This window comes from Paraglaciecola sp. QJM3NY_14 (assembly GCF_056173245.1).
The window spans coordinates 3,767,888-3,791,166 of the sequence record NZ_CM149664.1 but is presented as its reverse complement, the minus strand read 5'-3'; the positions used below and the strand labels follow the sequence as shown (position 1 = coordinate 3,791,166).

Sequence of the window (23,279 nt, the reverse complement as noted above, 5' to 3'; positions counted from 1 at the left end):
CACTTTATTATGATAGATATGCCAAGGTTACTTGTCGTTTAAGTAAAAAATATTCTTGAACTACATTCTAGTAAGCGGTTATATCATGATTTAAATGCAATTATGCTCTATTAACGCAAGTTGATAGAGCATAATTCAATATGCTTTCGCCCGACCTGTAATGCTATTTGATGATTTTTGTTGAGCTTTGGTGTTGAAAACCCACAAATTTTGCCGCTTTCAGCCAGTGAAGGTCTATATTTTTCCAAGTGTGATTTCACGTCATCACGCTTTTGGTTTAATTCGATAGACTCTTTTTTATTGTCGGTAATAAGAAATAGTCCATCGAACAGGTGAGTTGTTGCAAACCATCCATTGAGAGATGCTTGAGAGTTATCTAAGTACCCAGTGATGGGAAGGTCAACACAGAAATCTAGTTTCTCATTAGGTCTAACTGAATAGGTCAACGACACTTTTTTTGCACCAGGGGTTAGACGTGTTTTTAATAGCCTGGCTGGATTACCACCAATTATGCTGAAGTCCTCGAAGGATTTCGTTACCACAGCCCCAGCTGCTACGATGCAGTTTGTGCCGATACTTACACCATCCAATATCGTAGCACCTGCACCTATCCATGTACCATCTCCAACATTAATACCTTGAGAGGTTATTGGCTGGTCTTTAATATACTTATCGATTCTTGAAAAACCATGATTGAAACCGAATATCTGTACTGAACTTGCTATACGGACAGCGTTACCGATATTGACAGTTCCAATTATATTTGTAAGTGGGTTTACTGAAACGTCGTTCCCTAATGTGATGTTTCCTCTAAGGGTCGCTAGAGATGCGATTTTAACTGAGTTACCCAGTAATGCTTTATCTGTAAAAAAATTGCAGTCAGGGGCTATATAGCAGTTCTTGCCTATTTTCGCATTTGCCATTTTTGCTAAAATCAGCTGAACCTGTACCTGCTCTGAATTCTGAAAGGTGCTGGCTGACCATGGTTCTATGTTGTATCTATGCGCCAACCACTTCTCTTCACTCAAATTATGCATATTTAACCTATTTATATGGATTAAGGGGAATTGAAATTAAAATTATCTAAACAGTTTTCCGATAAACCTATAGAGGAAATTTCTTTTTCTAGCTTTTTCTAACGTTGATTTAAAAATCAATAACTTATGCTTGTCACTTTTTGATAGTTCACTACTGTTGTATATCAGCTTAAAAAGGCTCTTGGCGAATCCGACGTCTTCGTTTATTAGAAAGTTAAGTACCTTAATTAGGTGTTCGTCATATAGATCTTGATGCATATAGACTGGACGTTTTGAATTATCGATATACTCAATTAAACTCTCATAGTTTTCGATGGAACAAGCATTATTTATATTAGATATTTTAACTCTGCTGTTTGATTTGTAATCGAGATATGTCTGATGAGGGAGTAAAGTGTAATCTTTGGTTCCACCAGGGTACGCCTGCAGCTTTTTATCAAGTGTATTATCTAAACTTTCTGTTAAAAATTTATTTGCCCATCGTTTAAATTCCAAACAATCAAAGCTATAAGATGAGTTTATTATTGGTATACTGATATTTTTTGTAGGGAGATTTTGAAAATTGAAAATAGATAGGAAATCGATAATTATATTTTCATTAAAAAATCTTCTTGCACCGTAAGCTCTCAGTAAAAAGTACTTGCTTCCATATTTCTCAATATATTCAATCAAAGTATCTAGATATGTGTATTTAATTTCTCGTCTCATTGCCATTGGCATATTCTGACGATTTCTCTTTACTGATTGATTGTATATAGACTCAATGAATTCATACTCTGGGCGAATATAGGCAATAAATCTAATTTCGTATTCGTCGGTGTAGGTTAAAAATTCAGGAATCTGATAAAAGAAATACTCTGAACTGAGTAGTAAAATGTTCAAGTCACTAGAATCGAATCTATTTAATAAATTTCGAAATTTTTCATGGGAAAAAATTGATTTTTTTCCAGGCGCCTTTTCCAAAAATATTTGATTGTGGCCTGAACTAACTTGATTTTCGTCAACTCCATGCCTTGGATAACAAATCTTCGAAGAATCGCTGAGCTCTGTCGCGTGTTGACTTAACCAACTTTGTAATATCGATGTACCCGTTTTCGGTGGGCCAACGTGGATATATAACTGTTTCTTCATAATTGACTATTAACCTGCTTGGTCATTTGTAAAGAAATAATCAAACTCTCTATGTCTTTTTTGCATATCAAATTCATAATAAGCACATTCAGAGTCCAGATATGTTATGAGCGATGCATTGCTTGAATCATCATTGATGCCTGTTAAATCAGAGCGAAGCAGTTCAGCGGAAAAGCCTAAAGCGCTGCCATTTACATTTAGCAATTTGTTAACATCCCTGCGCTCTATCCTTTCAACAATTTTAAATTTGAGTCGTTTATTGTCTCTTAATTTCAAAAATATCTGTTTTATCGGACGACTGTAATTTACGATACCCCACCCTTTGATTTTTAGGTATTTACCTTCAAATTTGATATAGTCTATTGAACCTCTAAATTTTGGTAACACCTTCTCAAAGCTATCGTCTTCTTCAGTAAACCCCAACTTTCTTCTAGCGTCTAAAATTGTATGAAAAAAAGGCCAATTCATATCTAATTGTTTTAGCTTATCGAATAGCGAGGTAGATTTTATATGATTTAAGGCGACTTGATTTTCTATATACTCTTCTTCTGTTTGCAAGAAAAACCTCACTAAATGAAAACCTTTTCCAGTATAGTTCTTTAATGAATCTAAGTTGAAATTATCGACCCTTCCGGTAAGTTTTTCCTTGGCATGAATCTTAGCAATTTCATACGGTTTGTTATGAAAGTGTATATGAATTAAATTAGTTCTAATTTCTTTATCTGAGGTCGTTACCTGACCATGATGAAAACCTTGGTCAAGTTTTGAAATCGTATTCTTTTTGAAGAAGCACTTACGAAAGGGTTGCTTGTTAAACCAACACGGACTTATGCTGGAATTGTAATACTGACTGTCAATCATTAATAGTTCAGTCTTGTCCTGATATTTTAAAAGGCTATATTCTAATGCTAATGGGTCAAACGCTATATTTCCTTCTTCATCTACTACACCTAAGAACTCGTCGCAATCGATTACCATATAGAAATCATAAAAACCTTTCTTATCTAAGTTTTTTATTTTATTACAGAAAATCGTGCCTCTTTCTTCATAGTCCGATTTGCTGTTAAAATCCCAAATCACATTCACTTCTCTGCTTTCAAGGACCTTTAATTGCTCAATAACACGCTCATTCTGGCTGCCATTGTCATATATAAATAAATTTGAACTCCCTACTAAGTATGAATGAAAAGCTACCCATTTTTCTAGTAGCTCACTCTCATTTTTTTGCATCATTAAAATAGCTATATTCATTAATTAAGTACCAAAACTGTAAAACTTGAATTTTTCATAAAGATTATTTTCCGAATATATATGGAAAATTTTCTTTATTGAATTGTGTATAAGACCTACAATGATCAAAGATGAATTTAATGCATTTTGGTTAAGCTCACAAAATCTCAGTGCCTTGTCATTCAAGCTGTCTTCCTTATGAAAATAAAGCAAGGTAATGCGGTATGATTTTGCGGTTACCTTACGCTCTTGCTCGTACGCTTTTTGCTACGAAGCTATACTGACAAACTTCGCTTAGACTAGCGGGGGCAAAACCTTATAGAGTATTTAATCTGTTCGCAATAGTCATAAGTATCTCTTTAAGTTTGGCTACAGGTTGTCGCTTCAGTTCATATTACAACTTGTAATACCCAAATATATCCCAACGCTTGGTGGTTCTGGCTGCAAAGTAAATCGTTTTCATTTAAACTTGGTGAATAAACTAGAGGTGAGTACACAAATAAGTGTCCGTTCCTAAGTTGTCATAATTTCAAGATAATTAGTTTATCGGTTATTAGTTAAAGTGTCAGCAGGTGGACGAAGTTTCTTGAAACTGAGAGGGCCACCTGTTCACACGTAAAAGAGCTAACGATTACTTATCCGAATTTTACAGAAAGAAGTACCTTTGAAACAAAAAATTGTGAAAAAAATCATGTTAGCTCTCAAATTATTTGTGGGCATATTTCCGATAAATATTAGAAAAAAGATGCGTCAAAACCTTTGGCTCTTTAGTCTATACAGCCGCAGTTTGCAAAAATCTGGTCTCTTTTATGGCTTTCCGAGCCCTGAAAAGCTACAAAAATTGTACATAAAAACGATCGCTAGGCAATCTAAAGAAATTGGATCCATATGCGCGAAGGACGTTGCCGATGATCAAGTCAACTGCTTAATAGCCTTAAGTGGCCAGCTTGAAAATGACCTTCATTCTATAAATGAGGCTATGGAAAATACTGGTGTACACGGGATTTATCTCTGCGGTGAAGATACTTTGGTGGGGCGCTTACTGAATCAGCTTCGTGACTCATCAGACAAGTTCCTTGGAGCTAGCAAAGAGCTGCTTGGTGAGTCCGTTTCACTGCCCTTGATTATCTTGCGAGGGGGGGACGTTCTTCATCCATCCGCAGTTAACGTTTTTACTTATTATTTAAAAAAAGACAACGCTGCTAGCGTATTTTATTGTGATATCGATACAATTAGTGTTTCGGGAAAACGTCATCAAGCAGAATTTTTCCCAGCTTGGAATCCAGATCTTCAACTAACCACTGGCTACGTGAGGACGGGGGTGTTTTTGCAAGGGGCGGGTGCTATCGAACGGTTTGCTCACTTTGTAAATGAGAATCAAGGCTTGAGCTCAATTGCACGTTGGCTGGCTGATAGTTATCTTCAGGAGCCAAATGTCGTGGTCAAACATATTCCTCTGTGTTTACTTCATCAAACTAACAACAAGCCGATGCATTGGCATAAAGAATTAGCAAAGCTCAATAGAGGCGAATTCACTGTTACCAAGGGCGGGGAAAGCTCTGTAGCAAAACTCGATTGGCATAAAAATTCGCAACCACTCGTGACATTGGTTATTCCAACCAAAAACGCCAAAGAATTGGTGGAAACCTGTATTACCTCGATTTTGAGGAAAACAAGCTATCAAAATTTCGACATTTTATTGATCGACAATAATTCTGACGATCAAGATGCTTTAGTCTACTTTGATGAATTACAACGCTCTGAGCCTAAAGTTACCGTATTGTCTTATCCTTATGAATTTAATTATTCGGCAATTAATAATTTCGCCGTTCGCCAAGCTAAGGGCGAGATCATTGGGTTGATTAATAATGATATAGAAGTCATAAGCGCTACTTGGCTAGGTGATATGGTGGGGCAAACGCTCCGTTCTGATATTGGATGTGTAGGCGCTAAATTATTGTATCCAGATACGCGTATTCAGCACGCTGGCGTAGTGATGGGGTATGGCGGAGGTGCAGGTCATGCACATAAGTACTTTCCTCGTTATCACTCAGGTTATCTTAATCGGCTAGTGGCAACACATAATTTTAGTGCAGTGACTGCTGCCTGCTTACTTGTCAAAAAAGTGGACTATGAGGCGGTTGGTGGTCTGAATGAAAAGCAGCTCAGTGTTGCGTTTAACGATGTAGATTTTTGTCTTCGAGTTTTAGCGTTAGGCCGACGTAACCTATTTTGTGCCGAAGCGGAGCTTTTTCATTATGAATCTATATCCAGAGGAGCCGATGATACCCTTGAAAAGCGTCAACGTTTTGAAAACGAACTGAATTATTTGCAACAAACATGGGCTGATATCATAAATAATGACCCTGCATATAATCCGAATTTGACGTTGCGGTTCGAAAATTTTTCGATCAAAGATTAGTCAATATTATTTATGTTTAGTAATAACCCTAATGACTTAACGGACAATACCGTGCTTAAGCCAGCAGAACTTTGTGAGTTGCACAACGCAACTGTTTTAGCTATGGCGGCAGGCAGTAATCCTGGTAATGTTAAAGGTGGTGTAATATCCACTACTCTAAAACAAAATTTTCATCAAGGTCGTTGGGGTCCAGTTCATAAGGCGCAATCTCAGTTAGAGATTGTAACGGATACTGAATTTTTACATTCTTGGTCTGGTAAATTATCGGTTAAGAAAGGTAAATATCTTTTCGGAGGACCAATATTCAAAAATTTTGGCCACTTCCTTGCTGAATGTATACACCGGACATGGGCTTACGACCTTCATTCGCAAAAGAATAATGTAAGTTATGCAGGAGTAGTTTTTCTTCCCCAGTGTGCAAAAAAATTAAATTTCATCCAAAAATACCGTTACAAGTTGCCACCTGTGTTTAATGAAGTATTAGGCTATTTAGGGATCCCTGAGAACAAACTTAAACTTCAGTTTTCTGCTTCGTCTTATGAGGCGCTTGATGTTCCGCAGCAAGCTAGCTATTTTCGTTCTCAGTTACCAATAAATAGCAGCTACAAGTCATTTCTTATTCGATGCGAACGAAAAAATGGTGTTCAAACTAATGTTAGTTTGCATAAAAAAGTGTATGTAAGCCGGATTCATTTTTCTTTAAGAGGAGCATATGCAGGGGAATCCTACTTAGAAGTATTGTTCAAGCGAAATGGTTTCTACATTTTCTACCCAGAAGAACATACCTTACTAGAGCAATTGCAAACCTATAAAGGTGCTGATGAAATCGTTTTTGCTGAAGGTGGAGCGTTGCATGTATTGGAGTTACTTGGTGAGTTAGACGCAAGTATATATATCATAGCAAGACGCCATAGTTGCCCCGGAGTATTTAATGGCATACTTGAAGCTAGAGTGAATAAGTTCTGTTTTTTTACCTCGGTGAAAACTTTGCCTTCTTTATTTTTACCAAAACGAAGTAAGAAGACTGCGCACGGTTCAGCTCTAAGTGTTTTGGTGCATGATGAGTTGTTCAAGTTTTTGCAGGATGAGTTGCATTTAATGTTCGATACCTCGGATGTTAGACAATTTATAGATGCCGCTTTTAAAGACATAATCACATATTACGAGCATTATAGTAATTTGAATGTGGACGAAGAGTCGATCAAATCTGAGGCGATTAATAGCTTCGTCAAAGAGGTAAAAAAACTTTCGGATTTTTCTCAATATCAATTCAAACGTTAATATTCATAGCAATAGCAGAGCTCGGGAAAAGTGGCATTTAGCACTAAAGATCGCTTTAGTACTTATTTACATAAATTTGCTATACTCCGCCGTCAAAATTCTCCTTCACCAACGAGACGTCAACCCTAGTGGCTTGCAGTAAAATAAAAACACAAATTAAGGTCGCTTTCCAAGTTGAGTAATTCATTTAAAATTATTAGTGAAACAGTAAAGTATCGCTCCTGTGAGTCAATTGTGGGTATGGGCGTATATGCTGGAGACCGAATTGAGTGGGTCGAAGAAGCGATTAACAGTGTATTGCAACAGTCATATAAAGATTTCATTTATGTGATCGTCATCGACGGTGAAATACCATTGAAACTTCGCGCATTACTTTTCAAAAAGGCTAATGGGTGTGACAATATTCAAATGGTTCAGGCACAGCACAATGTTGGTTTAAGCCGATGTATGAATTTTGTGGTTGATTGGGCCGCGGTCAATGCGCCTTTAGCAAAGTTTTTCTTTCGCATGGACGCAGATGACATTTCTTTAAACAACAGACTAGAGAAACAAATAGCGTTTTTAGAAGCAAATCCTACTATCTCAGTTTTAGGCAGTGGCCTGACAGAGATAAACGAAGACGGCGAAAAAGTTGGCCAACGCAAGCTTCCTTTGAAACATCATGAAATTATGCGGTTTCTACCTAAGCGTTGTTCTATTAATCACCCGACAGTCGCTATTCGCTTTGATGTTTTCCAGAAAGGTTTTCGCTATCGTAGTGATTTAAAGAATACTCAAGACTACTTTTTCTGGGCTGAGCTTGCTGCTGCTGGATTTAAGTTTGCAAACTTGCCAGATAAGCTTTTACAGTTTCGCCGTGTAAATGATTTTTACAAGCGCAGAGGTTACGGCAAGTCGTTAAACGAGTTTAAAGCGCGCTTTTACACAATGAAAGTGCTTAAGCGCTATGGTGTCGGGAATATTGTCTATGCATGTAGTGTATTAATATTACGGCTAATGCCAGCGAAACTTGTTAAACTAGCGTATAAAATAGACCGGTATCTTTTAAACAAGCGAGTTAAACACGAGTGATTGGCGCGACAATAATCCTTTACAAGCCTGAGTTGTCTCAGACACTTCCACTTTTATTAAGTGTGGTGGAGCAGGTAGATGTATTGAGTATTGTCGATAATTCCCCTATGCCCACTGAATTATCGCTCGATCATGACAACTTACACTATCATCATTTCCCGAACAACTTAGGCATTGCCGCAGCGCATAATATTGGTTTACGCGATTTGAAAGCAGCCAATTGCGAATATGGTATTTTGCTCGATCAAGACAGCTCTATCGATAGTGACTTTGCTTTTCGTTTGTCTTCTTTGATGGTTGCGTCACGCGTTGAAAACAGACCTTTAGTGGCCATAGGTCCCCGCATTATTTGTTCTTTTACTGAGAAAACGGTTAAACCAAGAGTGCAACGAGAGATATCGGTTTATGATGATTTAGTCTGTGTAACACAGATTATCTCTTCTGGCATGATGATAGATTTATCTAAGCTTGAAACGATTGGTTTTAAAGACGAAGCTTTGTTTATCGATGGTGTCGATCACGAATGGTGCTGGCGTGCTAAGCAGCAGAACCAGATGGTTGCGATCGCCGAAAAGGTAGAAATGGTTCATCAACTCGGAGATGCCCGTCATAAATTTGCTGGTGTTACTTATAAAGTGGGTTCGCCGATTCGTTTGTACTACCAATTCCGAAATATTCTTATTTTAAGCCGTAGAGGTTATGTGCCCTGGTATTGGAAGATACGCAATCTTTTATGCATGCCAATCCGCTTTTTCGCGAATGCATTTTTGCAAACAGATCGCTGGCAACGGGTAAAATTTATGTGTTGTGGGATAATTGACGGATTATTAAAACGAGATGGTTCTTTTAGTCAGCACTGGTAAACACTTTTTGGAAACAATCTTTCAAAACACGCCTAATTTCCAATAATTTGCGCTCCCTTTCGTATGCCCACATTTCTACCATTTAAGAACTGATATCAGCCTGAAAAACGTGGTTCTTCTTCCAGTTTCACTTGAATCTTTTATAAATTTTCCATAAAAAAAGACACATCTGGCGGGGGATCTCGCCAGATGTGTTTTATTCCGTTCTGAGCTGCTATCGAGCGAAAGGAGAGCGTTCGTTCGTAACACCAAACAGCTCGATAGGGCGATTAAGTGCCTGACCACCATCTCGTGAAATTGGGATCCACGGTATTTTACCACTCCCTTTGGCTGGCTTGAGGGAAAACAAGTCGAATGGGATGGAAAGGTAGAAGCCTTTAGTAAAGCTACCTTCGCCGTATTCTTCAGAACTTACATTGGTTATCGCTGCGTATGCTCCTACAACAATTCCACTGTCGAAGCGTTTGGCAAAGTCAATTGTAACGCCTTTATCTTTAGCCAAGTACTGACCCACTTTAACCGTCAAAAGGGTGTCAGGTAAGAAGCCGGGTTGCCAAAAGACATTAGCATGACCAGTAAGGACCTTATAGTCAAAGAAGTCTATGTCGTTTTCCCAAGACCGCTGTTGAACGTAGTTTATGTCGAAACCGAAAGCTAGGTTGCTATCAACTGGGCGGTAAAGTAGTTCGCCGCCCACGCCGCCATACATGGTTTCTAAATAACCTCCATAGACTTGGGCATACAAGTTGTCTGCTATTCTGTCATTCCAATGTAAGTATAAGTTTTCTAGGCTTATATCTCGGCCTGAAACATATTCCCGAACATTCGTTCTTACTCTAGGCAGTGTGCTAGGGGCACGATCGCGAGTGAAGTTAAACTTATCGAAATTCTGCAACAAGTTAGCCTTAATTGTGCCCACAACACTGGTTTTTCCATCGAAACTGTATCCACCATTTACCATAACACCGCCTTGATAAAGGTAAAACTCCTCCGGGTTTCCGAATGTTTGGATCCAAAATGCTTCTATGCCGGTAAAGAAACCACTTGTATTTTTAGGATTAAAATTGCTCACACTTTCGTCGCTGACGTCCATGCGCTGGTAACTACGTTTTAAATCTGGCTCCAATGTTTTATATCGCGCTTGGCGTTTAAACTCTGCTGCGTTAACGACGGTTTCAACCATTGGTACCGAACCTGAGGTATTGACTATTTTGTACGTATCTACTGTGTCAGGCAGTTCTGAAGCGAGGATTCGACTTACACGTTCGGTGGCTTCGTCTTCGTATCTGTAACTGGTTTGCTGACCATAAATAGTGACTGCGTCATCCGTTATATGGGAAGTGCTTAGTGCGAAGCCTGCTTGATAATACAAATCTTGCGTCATTCGTTGGCCATTGATGTTGCTGACTGAAAAATCGTTTCTTTCATCAGTGAGCGGGCGAGGTGGCTTATCGATTTTGATTTGTGAGATAGTGTGTAAATTGAAGTTATAACTTACGCCGAAACCGAGAGTATTACCGCGCTGATAGTTCACACTAAAATCAAAATTATTCCAGCGATAATTGGCACCAAAGTTCCAGTTACTATCTTGCTCCAGTGAGCCTGCACGATCATTGACGTAATTATTCCCTTCATACTCTACTGTCAGGCGCAGCGGCTCCCATGGGGTCTGGTACTCAATACCGCCAAAAATTGAAGCCGGACCTTTGAAGAAACGTTGATAGTCGATTTTACCGCCGTTACCAGTGAAACCGCCTGGGCGTTCACAAAAGCTGTCGGATACATCGCAAAATGGGTTTGATACATTACCTGAGGTGCCAAGATATCCCCATCCCACATTAAGGTGGAAATCAAAACTCCCTGCTCGTTTGCTTAAGCCAATGAATTCACTTTCAAAAAAACCAGTTCCACCGAAATCTCTGAAGCCAACTGATAGCTCAGGTAGATAGTAGCTCTCGTTCAATAGGCGAAACTTAACGTCTATCCCTTTGTCTTTTAAGGTCTGATCTCCGCTAAACCCTGGAAAAGGACTATAAAGGCGGGTGCGCACGTCAGTGTATCGCACCGTTGTTTGCATCCAAGGGAACAACTGCAGTGTGCCTGACCAAAAACGATACTCATCGTTGTCGGTATAACTCACTCGTAAGTCGCCATCGGTTAACATCCGAGATGTAGGGGTTTGGATTAAACCCGTTCCACCATGCACCATCAAAGAGCTGCCGACAGGAGCAACGTTCCAATCTTCGATGTTAGACTGCGCGTTTACATTTGAGGTGAAGCTTAAAGCGGCGCTGACAGAGACAATACAAAAGCGTTTGCTATTTATTCTTTTCATGCGACTCATTTGGGTAGCCTGTTTTTGGCTAACGCCACAACTAGTTGATTCAATTCTGCGTACTGAGGTGTAAACAATGATTCTTTAAATGGAACATAAATAATGCTGCCGGGCATAACTTCTTGGTGTTGTCGGTTCCAGTAAGCAGTTGGGGCTTCTATTATTCGTCCATCTGCTTGTATGATTGTAACGGTGTCTTTATTTGCTAAAGATGAAATATTCGCACTGCTTAAATATTCACTCACATCGGTGTGGGGTAGATGTTTTGCCTCTACGGTTTTAGTTACAGCACCAATTATTTCAACTGATTTTTGACGCTCATGTAGACTTACAACATAATAGCCGTCATCAAATTGCGGATTGTGGGCTGCAGACACACGCGCTAAATCATAGTCAATCTTAACGGATAGGCGATTGGCCAAATACCAATGTTGAAGTTCATTAGTTAAATTTGTGAAGACTCTTTTATGTTCGTGAGTATCACTTGGCAAATGACTAGCAAGAAGATTAAGGTAACTTAAAGACGACTGTCGCGCTTTCTCAAGAGCGACATCATTAGGGATAAATAGAGCAGCCGACGGCCAATATATTTTAGTATTCAATTCTAATTTAGAAAGGACATCAGTCAAACGGACGGTGGAGTCGAATGTATAGTCAACTTCATTCCATTTTACGGTTACGTTCGCACTCGTTACACAGCTAAAACTGGTAATCGCTACAAACAATATCGATTGGTATTTCTTGATCATTGTTTAAGGCTCAAATAATTAATCTAAGCGCGCGATGCGGCTTAAGTACGTCATTTCAATTGGTTCTGATAACGGCGAGAGAGTCTGCTTAGATTTAATAAGCGTGCCAGTGGTTTTGTCAAACCAGTAGTAATTATGCCATTCGCGTGCCGTTTGAATATATTCTGAAGGGGCTTCAAAACGTAATGTTTCGGTAAAACGTAACGAATCAATTGATTTCGTCAATATGGTTAGCTCTTCTGATTTAGGCTTATCGAATGTAGATGCGACTGGGTAACCATATTCGTCATTTTTCCAATCTAGCGCAAATTGCCAATGACGATCCTCCAATAAATGATTCGGATCTTTTAATGGATCATCCATGGTATTCATTGAGTGAATAAGGTCGTTATCTAGGCCAACAGTTTTAACGACTCTTCCTTTCTCGAGGACAAACATGATGTCGTCGCCTGATACCCATTTGTGCTGGCCTTTCTCAAGGTAGGCTAATGCCATTATAGCGGTGGGTCTTTCACCACGAGTAACCGACATAAGGTCTATAGATGATTGACTGACTTCTTCTAAAGTCATACTCGCATCTTGAGGTTCTTCGAGGGCAATTTTTAAAGTGTCGTAGTAAGCGTGGTATGTGCCGCCACAGCTGCAAAGAGTAATGGTGGAGATAAAAATAAATATCAATGGTTTAAAGTGCATAGTGAACGGCATTTCCGCTTATGGTAATTGTGGTCATCCAATAAAAAAGCCGCCTTTGTCGGCGGCTTTCAGAAGCTTCAGAAAAGCTTAGATAGTAGGTGCGTAAGTAAACGTCACCGGCACAGTAGTTGTGCTAGTCATCGTACCAGTACCAGTTACGGTAACAGTAGTTGTAGTACCAACACATACGCCGTCAACTAAAGCATCATCGCCATTACAAGTTGGGTCAGGGTCGCCGCCATCAACCACGGTAGATGAACCACGGTTGTTAGACACAACTGCACCAGCGATAGCCAAACCGACAACACCGGCAGCAATAGTACCAACACCTACACCACCAACGGTTGCAGCAGAAGCTTCGCTTCCACCGGCATTTTCCTGAGCGGCTACTGGGTTACCAGCAAGTGCTAATGCTGCTGTTGCAGCCATAAGAATCTTTTTCATAATACAATCCCTTCATGTTAAGTAAAATCAAGACTACCCCGATTCTAATGGAATAATTTACTGACCTCAATAGGTGTAGATAAAACAATCATTAAAATACTTTTTAAGCAGTGTAAAACCAATGCCTAACACCAAATATAAATATACTTAGGCTTGCCATTTACAGATGGAAAAAGCGTAAGATCAATCATTTGATTATTGATAGTGCGATTAATTAGATTCTTTTTTTAATGCCATTCCCAATTGGCACCAATAAAGGGTAAAATGTAAAGTTAGTCGCGAAAAAAAGACAGTTGATAGTAATGAATGCTATGAAAGCCTTATGTGGCGTCTAGGCATTGTTTTTGCTTTAGCTGATAGGATCAAAAGTTTGTCATAATTGGGCGGTATGATTCGCCTGAATTTACATTTAAGGAATATTACTTCGATGAAAGTTACAGTATTTGGAATTGGGTATGTCGGTTTGGTGCAAGCAGCAGTAATGGCAGAAGTCGGTCATGATGTGGTTTGTGTTGATGTAGACCAAAATAAAGTCGACAAATTAAAGCAAGGCCATATACCAATTTATGAACCTGGTTTGACCCCATTGGTGAAAAGTAACTACGAAGCAGGGCGAGTTGATTTTACAACCGATGCTGCTCGCGGCATCGCTCACGGCGAAGTAGTTTTTATTGCGGTAGGTACACCACCAGATGAAGATGGCTCAGCTGATTTGAAATACGTGTTGTCTGTGGCAAAAACAATTGCTGAGCACATGGACTCACACAAAATCATTATTAATAAATCAACTGTGCCAGTAGGCACTGCTGATAAAGTGATCGCAAAAGTTTCAGAGACGCTGGAATCACTTGGTAAGAGCGTTACATTTGATGTGGTGTCTAACCCTGAGTTTTTGAAAGAGGGTGCCGCAGTTAACGATTGTATGCGCCCTGATCGTATTATCATCGGCACTAAGAGTGAATCTTCTGAGAAGAAACTGCGCGAGCTTTACTCACCGTTTAACCGTAATCACGACAAAATTATCGTGATGGATATTCGTAGTGCTGAGCTAACTAAGTATGCCGCTAACTGCATGTTAGCGACAAAAATCAGCTTTATGAATGAAATGTCTAATATCGCCGAGTTAATGGGGGCTGACATTGAGAACGTACGTCGTGGTATCGGCTCTGATCCACGTATCGGTTATCAATTCATTTACCCTGGCTGTGGTTATGGCGGTTCATGCTTCCCTAAAGATGTTCAAGCACTTGTACGCAGTGCCACTGGTGTTGGCTACAGTGCGAAAGTGCTAGAAGCAGTTGAAGAAGTTAACTACGCACAAAAAGAGAAATTGTTCGAATACATCATGCGTCACTTCGGTGGTGATGTGAAAGGCAAAACAGTCGCTATATGGGGCTTGTCTTTCAAACCGAATACCGACGATATGCGTGAAGCGTCAAGCCGCGTATTAATGGAAAATTTATGGAAAGCTGGCGCTAAAGTTAAAGCGTACGACCCTGAAGCGATGGAAGAAACCCAGCGTATTTACGGTAGCCGTGATGATTTAGACCTAGTAGGCACCAAAGAATCAGCTCTCAACGGTGCTGACTTCTTGGTTATTTGTACTGAGTGGCAAGCATTCCGCGCACCTGATTTTGAACTAATTAAAGAAAAACTTTCTTCTCCGCTAATTTTTGACGGACGGAATTTATTTGAACCCAACATGATGTTGGAATACGGCTTGCATTACTATGCAATAGGTCGTGGATTATCAGTAAAAGGACAGTAAAATGAGTCAAGTAAAGAAAGCCGTTATTCCAGTAGCAGGTCTTGGAACGCGTATGTTGCCAGCAACCAAAGCGATCCCAAAGGAAATGCTACCGGTTGTTGATAAGCCACTTATTCAATACGTTGTATCCGAATGTGTGAATGCAGGCATAAAAGAGATTATCTTAGTGACTCATGCGAGTAAAAACAGCATCGAGAACCATTTTGATACCAGTTTTGAGCTTGAAGCTACGCTAGAAAAGCGTGTGAAACGTCAACTATTGGAAGCGGTTCAAGCAATCTGCCCCAAGGACGTTACTATTATGCACGTGCGTCAAGGTGTCGCTAAAGGCTTAGGTCACGCTGTATTGTGTGCTCGCCCTATGGTTGGTGATGCGCCTTTCGCTGTGGTTCTACCTGACGTTATTGTTGATGAGGGTACATGTAACCCTAAGAAGGATAACCTCGCAGACATGACGGCTAAATTTAATACCAGTCAAGTCAGCCAAATCATGGTGGAAAGTGTTCCTCAAGAAGATGTTAGCAAGTACGGTATCGTTGATTTAGACGGTGCAGAACTGTCACCTGGTGAATCAGCGAAGATGCACGGTATGGTAGAAAAACCTAACCTATCAGATGCGCCATCAGATTTAGCTGTTGTTGGACGTTATGTCTTGTCAGAAAAAATCTGGGATCTTCTTGCTAAAACTACGCCTGGTGCAGGTGATGAAATTCAGCTAACAGATGCTATCGATTCTTTGATGCAAACCGAGCAAGTTGATGCTTATTACATGAAAGGTAAAAGCCATGATTGTGGCAGCAAGTTAGGCTACATGAAGGCGAACGTTGAATATGCGATGCGCCACCCCGAATTAGGTGCTGAGTTTAACGAGTTTTTACAGACGCTTGTGAAATAACTACATACTTAATTAAATGAAAAGCCCCGTGATGTTTTCTATCACGGGGCTTTTTTTATGCCTTACTCTAACGTTAATCGTTATTTGACCTGTACGTGAGCAGCGAGTTTAGCCACCATTTTTTTACCTATACCTTTGACGTTAGCAAGATCGCTGATTTTAGCGAACTTACCACTTTTGTCTCGATAGGCGATGATCGCGGCTGCTTTTTTCTTACCAATACCTGGCAATGTGACTAACTGCTCGGCTGTTGCCGTATTCAAATTGATCTTCTGCGACTTCTTCTGTGTGACACTGCTTTTGTCTACTTTGGCTTCAGCAACAACGTTGCCAACATAACCAGACAATAAAACACCTGCAAAAAATAGGGTAGCGATAAACTTCTTCATAGTGAAACTCCTTGTTTAATTGATCCATTTCGGTGCAATTGCACAGCAGTAAGACTAGTCGCGCTTTTAAATAAGGTAAAGAAAAGGGGCTTATATATAGTGCTAAGCGAAAAAAAGGGACCCAGTAGAGTCCCTTTTATAATAAATAGACTTGGGATTTATAAGCGTTCTAACATCGCTTGAGTGAAGTCACTTGTTCCGTGCTCTCCACCTAAATCTCTTGTGGTGCGGTCGCCCGTTTCGATGACTTGTTTTAGTGCATAGCGGATTTTTTCAGCTTGCTCGCCCATGTTTAAGTATTCAAGCATTTGTATGGAAGCAAGAATAACCGACGTTGGGTTCGCAAGGTTTTTACCTGCAATATCAGGCGCTGAGCCATGCACGGCTTCAAAAATCGCACAGTCTTGCCCGATGTTTGCGCCTGGCGCCATACCCAAGCCGCCAACTAAACCAGCACAAAGGTCAGATAAAATGTCACCAAATAAGTTCGTGGTAACAATGACATCAAACTGATGAGGGTTCATCACCAATTGCATGCAGCAGTTATCGACAATCATTTCAGTCGATTCGATTTGTGGATAACGTTGTGCCACCTCTCGAGCCACTTTTAAGAACAAACCAGACGTTGACTTCAAAATATTCGCTTTGTGTACCGCTGTTACTTTTTTGCGACCATCACGAATTGCCATTTCATAGGCGTAGGTCAAAATACGTTCAGCACCTGTGCGTGTAATTTTGCTCATGGCTTCGGCTTCGTTTCCGTCTGCAGACACGACTTGACCGAGACCTGAGTACATTCCTTCCGTGTTTTCACGCACGGTTACTATGTCGATATCTTCATATCGCGCTTTCGTACCTTTAAACGATAATACAGGGCGCAGGTTGGCGTATAACTGGAATTTTTTACGTAAACTCACGTTGATTGACGTGAAGCCTTCACCAACGGGTGTGGTTAATGGCCCTTTTAGGGTGACTTTATTTTTAGCGATTAAATCAAGCGTTTCTTGAGGTAACAGTTCCCCGTGGTTTTCTAGGGCAACTAAGCCTGCATCGGCAAAGTCATAATCAAAATCACAGCCTACTTTGTCTAAAATTTGTAGTGCAGAGTCAATAATATCTGGGCCGATACCATCTCCACGAATGACAGTAATGCGTTGCTTAGTCATAAACTAATCCTTAAAGTTAATTCTGACGGGGGGCCGTCAATTGTCGTCTGTCGAGCGCTGCTATGAATACAGCGATATGTGCTATGTTTATCAACACACAAGTCGTTATTTTTAGGGCGCGATTTATACCACAAAAGCGCTATTAAAACCAGTTGTGATACGCTGTAACGCGGAATTACAACGGTGAAAAACTATGACAGATGGCATAGGCTTCAGACTTGATAAGTACTAATTCTTGCTCATTTATATGTAACGCTTTACAGGCGCGGTTACAATATTCTTGGCTTTGCACACAACGTTTGGCATCGCTAAAATAAAGTTCTCTCGCCAGCATCAAGCTGATCCCCAATATAGCAGCCAGTTCGACTTGAGGGCTTCGCTTATTATCGGTTAGATAATTCACATCATGGTAATTATTTAATGCGACAACTTCGTGACGCCTTTGCTGCCAAGCTTCAGCCATGGACACTGCATGACTGCGTAGCTGTTCCGGCTTAACGCAGCGCACCAATGTCGTCATATCATAGCTAGTACGGTTACTTTTTTGCCATTGGGTTTGAATTTTTAGTTGAACATGGGTAAATAAGCCGACGCAGGCAAAATATGCCAAGGTGCACGCTTGTTCGGGAATGCCTACATTTCCCACTTTCGCTAAGCTCGCTGCAATGTGGCCGCGTAACTGTACGAAGCTAATAAACGCTCTTTGCAAAGGGAAATGGTGTTGGTTTAATCTACTTAGCAGCGCTTGTTGCATAATGATACTGCCAGAGCGCTCGAATCCGTGAATCATCAAGCCATGCTGAATGTCTTTAATGGGAAGTTTTTGTCGACTACTTTGGGATGCGGTCTTACGTAAGTGCTGGGCAAATGAAGGCTCCCGCGCAATGGCCAAGCTTAATTTGTTGATATCTTGAACCGGTTTATTTAACTGACTTTGTATTGCCGTTAAGGTCGCAGGGGGGCGGCTCATTTTAAAACTTTGCATAAATGGCGACTCTGCTTTTACGCTCGACTCTTGCTCAAATAATTGCCAATCATTTCCCCACCAAGATGTGAGGTTACCGAGTTTCTTTATCGCTTGCCCAGGGTAAGCGTGTTTGACGCGAGTCTTGGCAACACTAAAATGAGAGGAGTGCGTCGATGAATGTCGGGACGTACGTTGCGGGTAGCAAAGCAATTTATCACCTGAGATGCCGACAACCAGGGCCAGCGAGCCGTCATCTAGCATCACGTAAGTGCCAGGCGGTGTAGCACTTGGGTATGCCATCAGCGGCTCTAATAACTGTGCTTGCGCGCTTGGCGAATTTTGAACAATTAATGCAAGGGCACTTTGAAAGCTTTGCTTGGTCTTTTTTTGTACATCATGCATCAGCAAAGTTAATCGGATTGCCAATGCTAAAACAGAAGTGTCGGTGCCCTCGTGCTGCAACCGATTAAGATGTTCTTTGAGGGCCTTATTTAGCCTCGAGCTGTGGCTATATCCTTGTAGCCATACGCCTTGTTGGTACTGGTTTAAGATGCGACAAAACGCTTTGTTGGGGGATATTTTGGCCAGCGGTTCATGTTGTGTCACTTTTGAAGAGCCGGACTGCTCACTTTGGTCAACATTAGATGCCTCTTCAGCTAACCCAAAAATACTTAGGGCTGCGCTCATGAGTTGTATCGTGGTTGTTTCGTTAAATCGATTGCGCACGCATAACAGCGCTGTCATCAAACTAGCGCTGAAGGCTAAATTGTAATGACGCGGTAGCGACGCTTTATAAAGATGTATTTGTGCGAAGGTAAGATCTGGATACTGTTTGGCTAATCCTAATAACGCGTTATTGAAATCAAGTGTTTTCTGGACCAAGTCTGGTTCCGGGGCAGGGCGGCGATAGAACGCCAGCAACTTATGTAAGCTCTGATACTGCTGTTTAATTAAACTATCAGGCACAGAGCGGGTAACCCTTATAAGGTTAAATAATCTTGGTAGGCACTGTCACCCCAAGCAATTAACTCGTCATTCTGCAAAAGAAGTGCTGTGCACTCATCTTGAGTTGTGATGCCGTCTGATTTTACATGTTGCGTACGAAAGAACATGACTTGGTACATCTCGCCTTCGGTTTTCTTGGCTTCGCTGATATCAGGACCGCCAAGCAAGGCTAATATTTGTTGTTTAGTTTGCCCTAGCTCAAGTTTGGCAACTTGAACCTTGTTGTACTCTTCACGATCTTTCCAGTCCATATCCTGAGCATTGTCAGGATAAAACAGCAGTACCGCTGCTACAAAAACACCATACAAAGCTACACCGATGCCGATACGAGTGACTATTTTCTTATTCATTTTTGTCGTTCTGTCATGATTAAAATTTAAAAACTGGGCGGTTAATCTTTCGCAATGCTTAAAAATACCACGCCCAGTTTTATTTTATTACATAATTTCGTAACAAGGCACGTATTCACTGCCCGGTAATTTCATTCGCTGCTGAACAACAAACGATTGCAGAAGTTCATCCATTAAGGTCATGAGCGCTCGGTCACCATTAAGTTTAAATGGACCTTGCTCGCGGATCAGTTTGACGCCTTCTGCTTTTACGTTGCCGGCGACTATACCGGAAAATGCCTTGCGTAGATTTGCTGCCAGCTCTGCTTTGGGTTGATCAAAATGCAGGTTTAATGCTGTCATACTGGCATGGCTGGGAATGAAAGGTACTTGAAACTCCTCTTCGATTTTCAATGACCAGTTAAAGTCAAACGAGTCACCGCGGGCTTTACGATAGGCGCGTACATCTGCTCTTTTTTGATTTATGGTCTGAGCAACCAATGTGGGATCATCAACTATGATCTGGTAAAGAGACTGCGCTTCTTTACCTAGGGTTGCCCCAATGAATTTGTCTATGGCGTGAAAGTATCCTTCACAGATTTTGGGGCCGGTAAGAATGATGGGTAACACTTGCTCTTTATTTTCTTCATTTAGCATGAGTCCTAGTAAATAAAGAAGCTCTTCTGCGGTTCCCGCTCCGCCAGGAAAAACGATAATCGCATGGGACATACGCACAAATGCTTCTAAACGTTTCTCTATATCCGGCATGATGACGAGCTCGTTCACAATTGCATTCGGTGGCTCAGCCGCAATAATACTGGGTTCGGTGATGCCTAAATAGCGGCGATTTTGGTAACGTTGTTTCGCGTGGCCAATTGTCGCACCTTTCATTGGGCCTTTCATTGCGCCTGGGCCACAACCCGTACAAATGTTCAGTTCGCGTAAGCCCAATTGATACCCTACCTCTTTGGTGTATTGGTATTCCGTTTCGCCAATTGAGTGCCCGCCCCAACAAACCACTAAGTTCAATTCAGCGGTATTTTTAATGGTTTGCGCATTACGCATCATATCGAATACTTTATGCGTGATATACGCTGATTCAGCCACCCCAGGGAACTCTGTGGCATCAAAGCTATCCCTCATATGGAGCAGATCACGCAGCACAGAGAATAAGTGCTCGTGTACTCCTTTAATTAATTTATCGTCCACAAAGGCAATTGCGGGTGGGTTAATTAATTCAATTTTCACCCCGCGCTCGCGACTGATTAAACGGATATCGAACTTGGCGTTCTCTTCAAATAAGTCTTCACAGTTATCGGTTTCAGCACCGCTATTTAAAACGGCTAAGCAACAACTTCGAAACAAGTGATAAAGCTGACTATCAGCAGATTGGTTTAGCTTGTCGACTTCTAACTTGGACAATTGGCTCATAGCGCCAACGGGATTTAACTGAATGCTTTTCATTGATTTCCTTAAATGAAAACAGCATGGGCATGTGAAAGAAAAATAAGTGGCTCACATGTGACTAATGCTGTTTTATTGGCGAGCTAATCTCAGCTCTGGGTAAATACTCTCGAAATTACTTCTAAATGGATTAATGTCTAATCCGCCGCGACGGGTATAACGTGCATACACAGTCAGTTTCTGTGGTTCACAATATCGCATGATGTCGCTGAAAATACGTTCTACGCACTGTTCATGAAATTCATTATGCTGTCTAAAAGATATTAAATAACGCAATACGCTTTCTTGGTCAATTTTACGGCCGTGATACCGGATCAACACACTGCCCCAATCGGGTTGATTGGTGATCAAACAATTAGATTTGAGTAAGTGACTACACAGAGTTTCTTGCACCTGCTCTTCTTCAACCTGCAAAATGGATGGCGCTAAGTCGTAGTTGTCGACACGAATATCTAAATCGTCGATGCACTGAGCCTCAAGTGTTCCAAGTTGTAAGCCAGGAAACGTTTCTCGCGCAAAAAGCTGTACGTTTACAGGCAAGCCTGCACAGGCAGATAGATCTTTGCTGATCATCTTTTGTACATGAAGAATAGATTCGATTTTGCTTTGGTTGAAGCTATTTAAATAGAGTTTAAACGATTTAGACTCGATTAAATTAACTGACTCGCAAGGTATTTCACAGCGCAAAATAGCCACTTCTGGCTTACCTTTTAAGTTTAGCCACGACAATTCGTAACCGTTCCAGCGATCAACCCCTTTAAATGGCAATGTGTCACCTAAATTGAGTTCATCACGGTTTAGGCTGCGAGGAACGCCTTGCAGTAACTCTGGGCTGTAGTGTTCTTTATATTGTGTCGCTTTGCCTAATGTTAAGGAGCTTAAGATATCCGAAGGAAGTGATTTATCTTGCATGTAAGAGCCTCTAGCTGATGACAGGTTAACGATATTTTACATTAGGTTAGGCTCTATTTTACCAGAAGATGAAGGCAATTTAATGCTACATTAACCCGTATTTGAAACGAAGTACGGACTTACAATATGACTTCAAGAGTAAATCAATCATTAGATGATTTTATGGGACGTTTTGCAGCCTTTGTTAAGGATCATACTGAAGCAGGGGTCATCGAGTATGACGCGGATTGGCCATCCCCTTGTTATGCTACAGACGTGCTCCCTGAATCAGGCAAATCAATTGCTTGGAAACCGGTATTGCGTGAACAAGCATCTGAATTTAAAGACCTATCAGAAGCTTTAGAGCTAACACTGCATCCGGATGTGGCGCAATTTTATTCTCGCTACTGGAGCGACAACATAGTGGCTCAGCACCCTAGTGGTAAGTTGCAGATATTACAGGCGTGGAATGAAGAAGATTTTGAACGACTTCAGCAAAATATCGTGGGGCACATACTCATGAAACGCCGCTTACGCCAACCCGAGACTATCTTTATTGCACTCACAGATGAAGATGATTTTGTATTAAGTGTGGATAACCAATCGGGGGCGGTGATGCTAGAGCAAGTTGGTTTGCAGCCTAAAGAGCAAATATCCCCCGACTTAGCGACTTTTTTAGATGAAATAGAGCCCACGACGACTGACTAATTATTTACACCTTCGCTAGCAAATTTTCCAGTTGCTGAGTTAAATGAAGCACCTGCTTTTCAAGCTCAGCAACTCTGTCTTCTGGCGCGATGGGTTCAACACTCTTTGTGTTTTCTTCTTCGTTGGGCTCCACTACCTGATTGGGCTGTGCTTGCCAGCTTTGAATGCCTTTTATGGCATCAGGCACCGATAGTTTTCCCGCTGCGCGGCTGCGCACTAATCCTACACTTGGTTTTTTCCCCTCTTTAACTAACGTTTGGCACAGTGCCACAATATGCGATAAAGGTTTTGTCATGAGTTTGGTCAATTCAGCGAAATATTAGCGGTAACGACTATTTAACCTGAGCTAAGGTGTTTTGTAAATTTAAAATAGTCTTTTGAATCAATTAGATAACTATTGGCGCTGATTTTGTATATCCATTATCAAGTGAATATCACGAC

At 40.9% G+C, this 23,279-nt stretch carries 21 protein-coding genes; 7 read left to right on the top strand and 14 right to left on the bottom strand.

Annotated elements, in window-relative coordinates; all coding sequences use genetic code 11:
• Positions 1–110 precede the first annotated feature (110 nt).
• The 3 genes from AC0VYA_RS16275 to AC0VYA_RS16265 are packed head-to-tail and all read right to left on the bottom strand — an operon-like array spanning position 111 to position 3,419.
• Complete coding sequence (locus tag AC0VYA_RS16275) at positions 111–1,037, bottom strand: acyltransferase (RefSeq protein WP_475488943.1); 927 nt, start codon at positions 1,035–1,037, stop codon at positions 111–113.
• Positions 1,038–1,079: 42 nt separating this feature from the next.
• The gene (locus tag AC0VYA_RS16270; protein WP_475488942.1) at positions 1,080–2,168 is read right to left on the bottom strand and encodes a hypothetical protein; all 1,089 of its coding nucleotides are present in this window, start codon (positions 2,166–2,168) and stop codon (positions 1,080–1,082) included.
• Between the two features lie 9 nt (positions 2,169–2,177).
• On the bottom strand, positions 2,178–3,419 hold the full coding sequence (locus AC0VYA_RS16265) for a glycosyltransferase family 2 protein (protein WP_475488941.1): 1,242 nt from the start codon (positions 3,417–3,419) through the stop codon (positions 2,178–2,180).
• A 958-nt stretch (positions 3,420–4,377) separates the two neighbouring features.
• Here AC0VYA_RS16265 and AC0VYA_RS16260 point away from each other — a divergent pair.
• From AC0VYA_RS16260 to AC0VYA_RS16245, 4 genes are all read left to right on the top strand, one after another.
• Positions 4,378–5,820 (top strand): glycosyltransferase family 2 protein, encoded by a 1,443-nt coding sequence (locus AC0VYA_RS16260; RefSeq protein ID WP_475488940.1) that lies wholly within the window; start codon positions 4,378–4,380, stop codon positions 5,818–5,820.
• Between the two features lie 51 nt (positions 5,821–5,871).
• Positions 5,872–7,101, top strand: coding sequence for a glycosyltransferase 61 family protein (locus tag AC0VYA_RS16255; RefSeq protein ID WP_475488939.1), 1,230 nt, complete (start codon positions 5,872–5,874; stop codon positions 7,099–7,101).
• 174 nt (positions 7,102–7,275) lie between these two features.
• Positions 7,276–8,172 (top strand): glycosyltransferase, encoded by an 897-nt coding sequence (locus tag AC0VYA_RS16250; protein ID WP_475488938.1) that lies wholly within the window; start codon positions 7,276–7,278, stop codon positions 8,170–8,172.
• 32 nt (positions 8,173–8,204) lie between these two features.
• Positions 8,205–9,035, top strand: coding sequence for a glycosyltransferase family 2 protein (locus tag AC0VYA_RS16245; RefSeq protein WP_475488937.1), 831 nt, complete (start codon positions 8,205–8,207; stop codon positions 9,033–9,035).
• A 214-nt stretch (positions 9,036–9,249) separates the two neighbouring features.
• Here AC0VYA_RS16245 and AC0VYA_RS16240 read toward each other — a convergent pair whose 3' ends face one another.
• The 4 genes from AC0VYA_RS16240 to AC0VYA_RS16225 form a co-directional block, all read right to left on the bottom strand.
• Positions 9,250–11,379 (bottom strand): YjbH domain-containing protein, encoded by a 2,130-nt coding sequence (locus AC0VYA_RS16240; RefSeq protein WP_475488936.1) that lies wholly within the window; start codon positions 11,377–11,379, stop codon positions 9,250–9,252.
• Positions 11,376–12,119 carry a capsule biosynthesis GfcC family protein gene (locus AC0VYA_RS16235; protein ID WP_475488935.1) on the bottom strand — a complete coding sequence of 248 codons (744 nt, stop codon included), beginning with the start codon at positions 12,117–12,119 and terminating at the stop codon, positions 11,376–11,378. The genes AC0VYA_RS16240 and AC0VYA_RS16235 overlap by 4 nt, the downstream gene beginning before the upstream one ends.
• Before the next feature lie 18 nt (positions 12,120–12,137).
• Positions 12,138–12,812 (bottom strand): YjbF family lipoprotein, encoded by a 675-nt coding sequence (locus AC0VYA_RS16230; RefSeq protein ID WP_475488934.1) that lies wholly within the window; start codon positions 12,810–12,812, stop codon positions 12,138–12,140.
• 87 nt (positions 12,813–12,899) lie between these two features.
• Entirely contained in the window at positions 12,900–13,256 is a 357-nt protein-coding gene (locus AC0VYA_RS16225; RefSeq protein ID WP_475488933.1) for a hypothetical protein, read from the bottom strand.
• Positions 13,257–13,683: 427 nt separating this feature from the next.
• Between AC0VYA_RS16225 and AC0VYA_RS16220 the strand changes: the two genes are divergently transcribed.
• Together AC0VYA_RS16220 and galU are read left to right on the top strand one after the other, a co-directional pair.
• Positions 13,684–15,024 (top strand): UDP-glucose dehydrogenase family protein, encoded by a 1,341-nt coding sequence (locus AC0VYA_RS16220; protein ID WP_475488932.1) that lies wholly within the window; start codon positions 13,684–13,686, stop codon positions 15,022–15,024.
• 1 nt (position 15,025) lies between these two features.
• Positions 15,026–15,919, top strand: a complete 894-nt coding sequence (gene galU, locus AC0VYA_RS16215) for a UTP--glucose-1-phosphate uridylyltransferase GalU (protein WP_011575935.1) — start codon at positions 15,026–15,028, stop codon at positions 15,917–15,919.
• A gap of 80 nt (positions 15,920–15,999) precedes the next feature.
• Here galU and AC0VYA_RS16210 read toward each other — a convergent pair whose 3' ends face one another.
• The 6 genes from AC0VYA_RS16210 to queF all read right to left on the bottom strand — a co-directional run bounded on the left by AC0VYA_RS16210 (position 16,000) and on the right by queF (position 22,151).
• Complete coding sequence (locus tag AC0VYA_RS16210) at positions 16,000–16,308, bottom strand: ComEA family DNA-binding protein (RefSeq protein ID WP_475488931.1); 309 nt, start codon at positions 16,306–16,308, stop codon at positions 16,000–16,002.
• A gap of 158 nt (positions 16,309–16,466) precedes the next feature.
• Positions 16,467–17,474 (bottom strand): isocitrate dehydrogenase, encoded by a 1,008-nt coding sequence (locus AC0VYA_RS16205; RefSeq protein ID WP_475488930.1) that lies wholly within the window; start codon positions 17,472–17,474, stop codon positions 16,467–16,469.
• Between the two features lie 175 nt (positions 17,475–17,649).
• Positions 17,650–19,407 (bottom strand): HDOD domain-containing protein, encoded by a 1,758-nt coding sequence (locus tag AC0VYA_RS16200; protein WP_475488929.1) that lies wholly within the window; start codon positions 19,405–19,407, stop codon positions 17,650–17,652.
• Between the two features lie 14 nt (positions 19,408–19,421).
• Positions 19,422–19,796, bottom strand: a complete 375-nt coding sequence (locus AC0VYA_RS16195) for a DUF3192 domain-containing protein (RefSeq protein WP_475488928.1) — start codon at positions 19,794–19,796, stop codon at positions 19,422–19,424.
• 87 nt (positions 19,797–19,883) lie between these two features.
• Positions 19,884–21,239 carry a nucleotide 5'-monophosphate nucleosidase PpnN gene (gene ppnN / locus AC0VYA_RS16190; RefSeq protein WP_475488927.1) on the bottom strand — a complete coding sequence of 452 codons (1,356 nt, stop codon included), beginning with the start codon at positions 21,237–21,239 and terminating at the stop codon, positions 19,884–19,886.
• Positions 21,240–21,311: 72 nt separating this feature from the next.
• Positions 21,312–22,151: an NADPH-dependent 7-cyano-7-deazaguanine reductase QueF gene (queF, locus tag AC0VYA_RS16185; protein ID WP_475488926.1), complete on the bottom strand. Its 840-nt coding sequence runs from the start codon at positions 22,149–22,151 to the stop codon at positions 21,312–21,314.
• A gap of 126 nt (positions 22,152–22,277) precedes the next feature.
• Between queF and syd the strand changes: the two genes are divergently transcribed.
• Positions 22,278–22,838, top strand: a complete 561-nt coding sequence (gene syd, locus AC0VYA_RS16180) for a SecY-interacting protein (RefSeq protein WP_475488925.1) — start codon at positions 22,278–22,280, stop codon at positions 22,836–22,838.
• A gap of 4 nt (positions 22,839–22,842) precedes the next feature.
• On the opposite strand, the gene AC0VYA_RS16175 is transcribed toward syd, so the two are convergent.
• The gene (locus tag AC0VYA_RS16175; RefSeq protein ID WP_475488924.1) at positions 22,843–23,133 is read right to left on the bottom strand and encodes a hypothetical protein; all 291 of its coding nucleotides are present in this window, start codon (positions 23,131–23,133) and stop codon (positions 22,843–22,845) included.
• Positions 23,134–23,279: the final 146 nt, after the last annotated feature.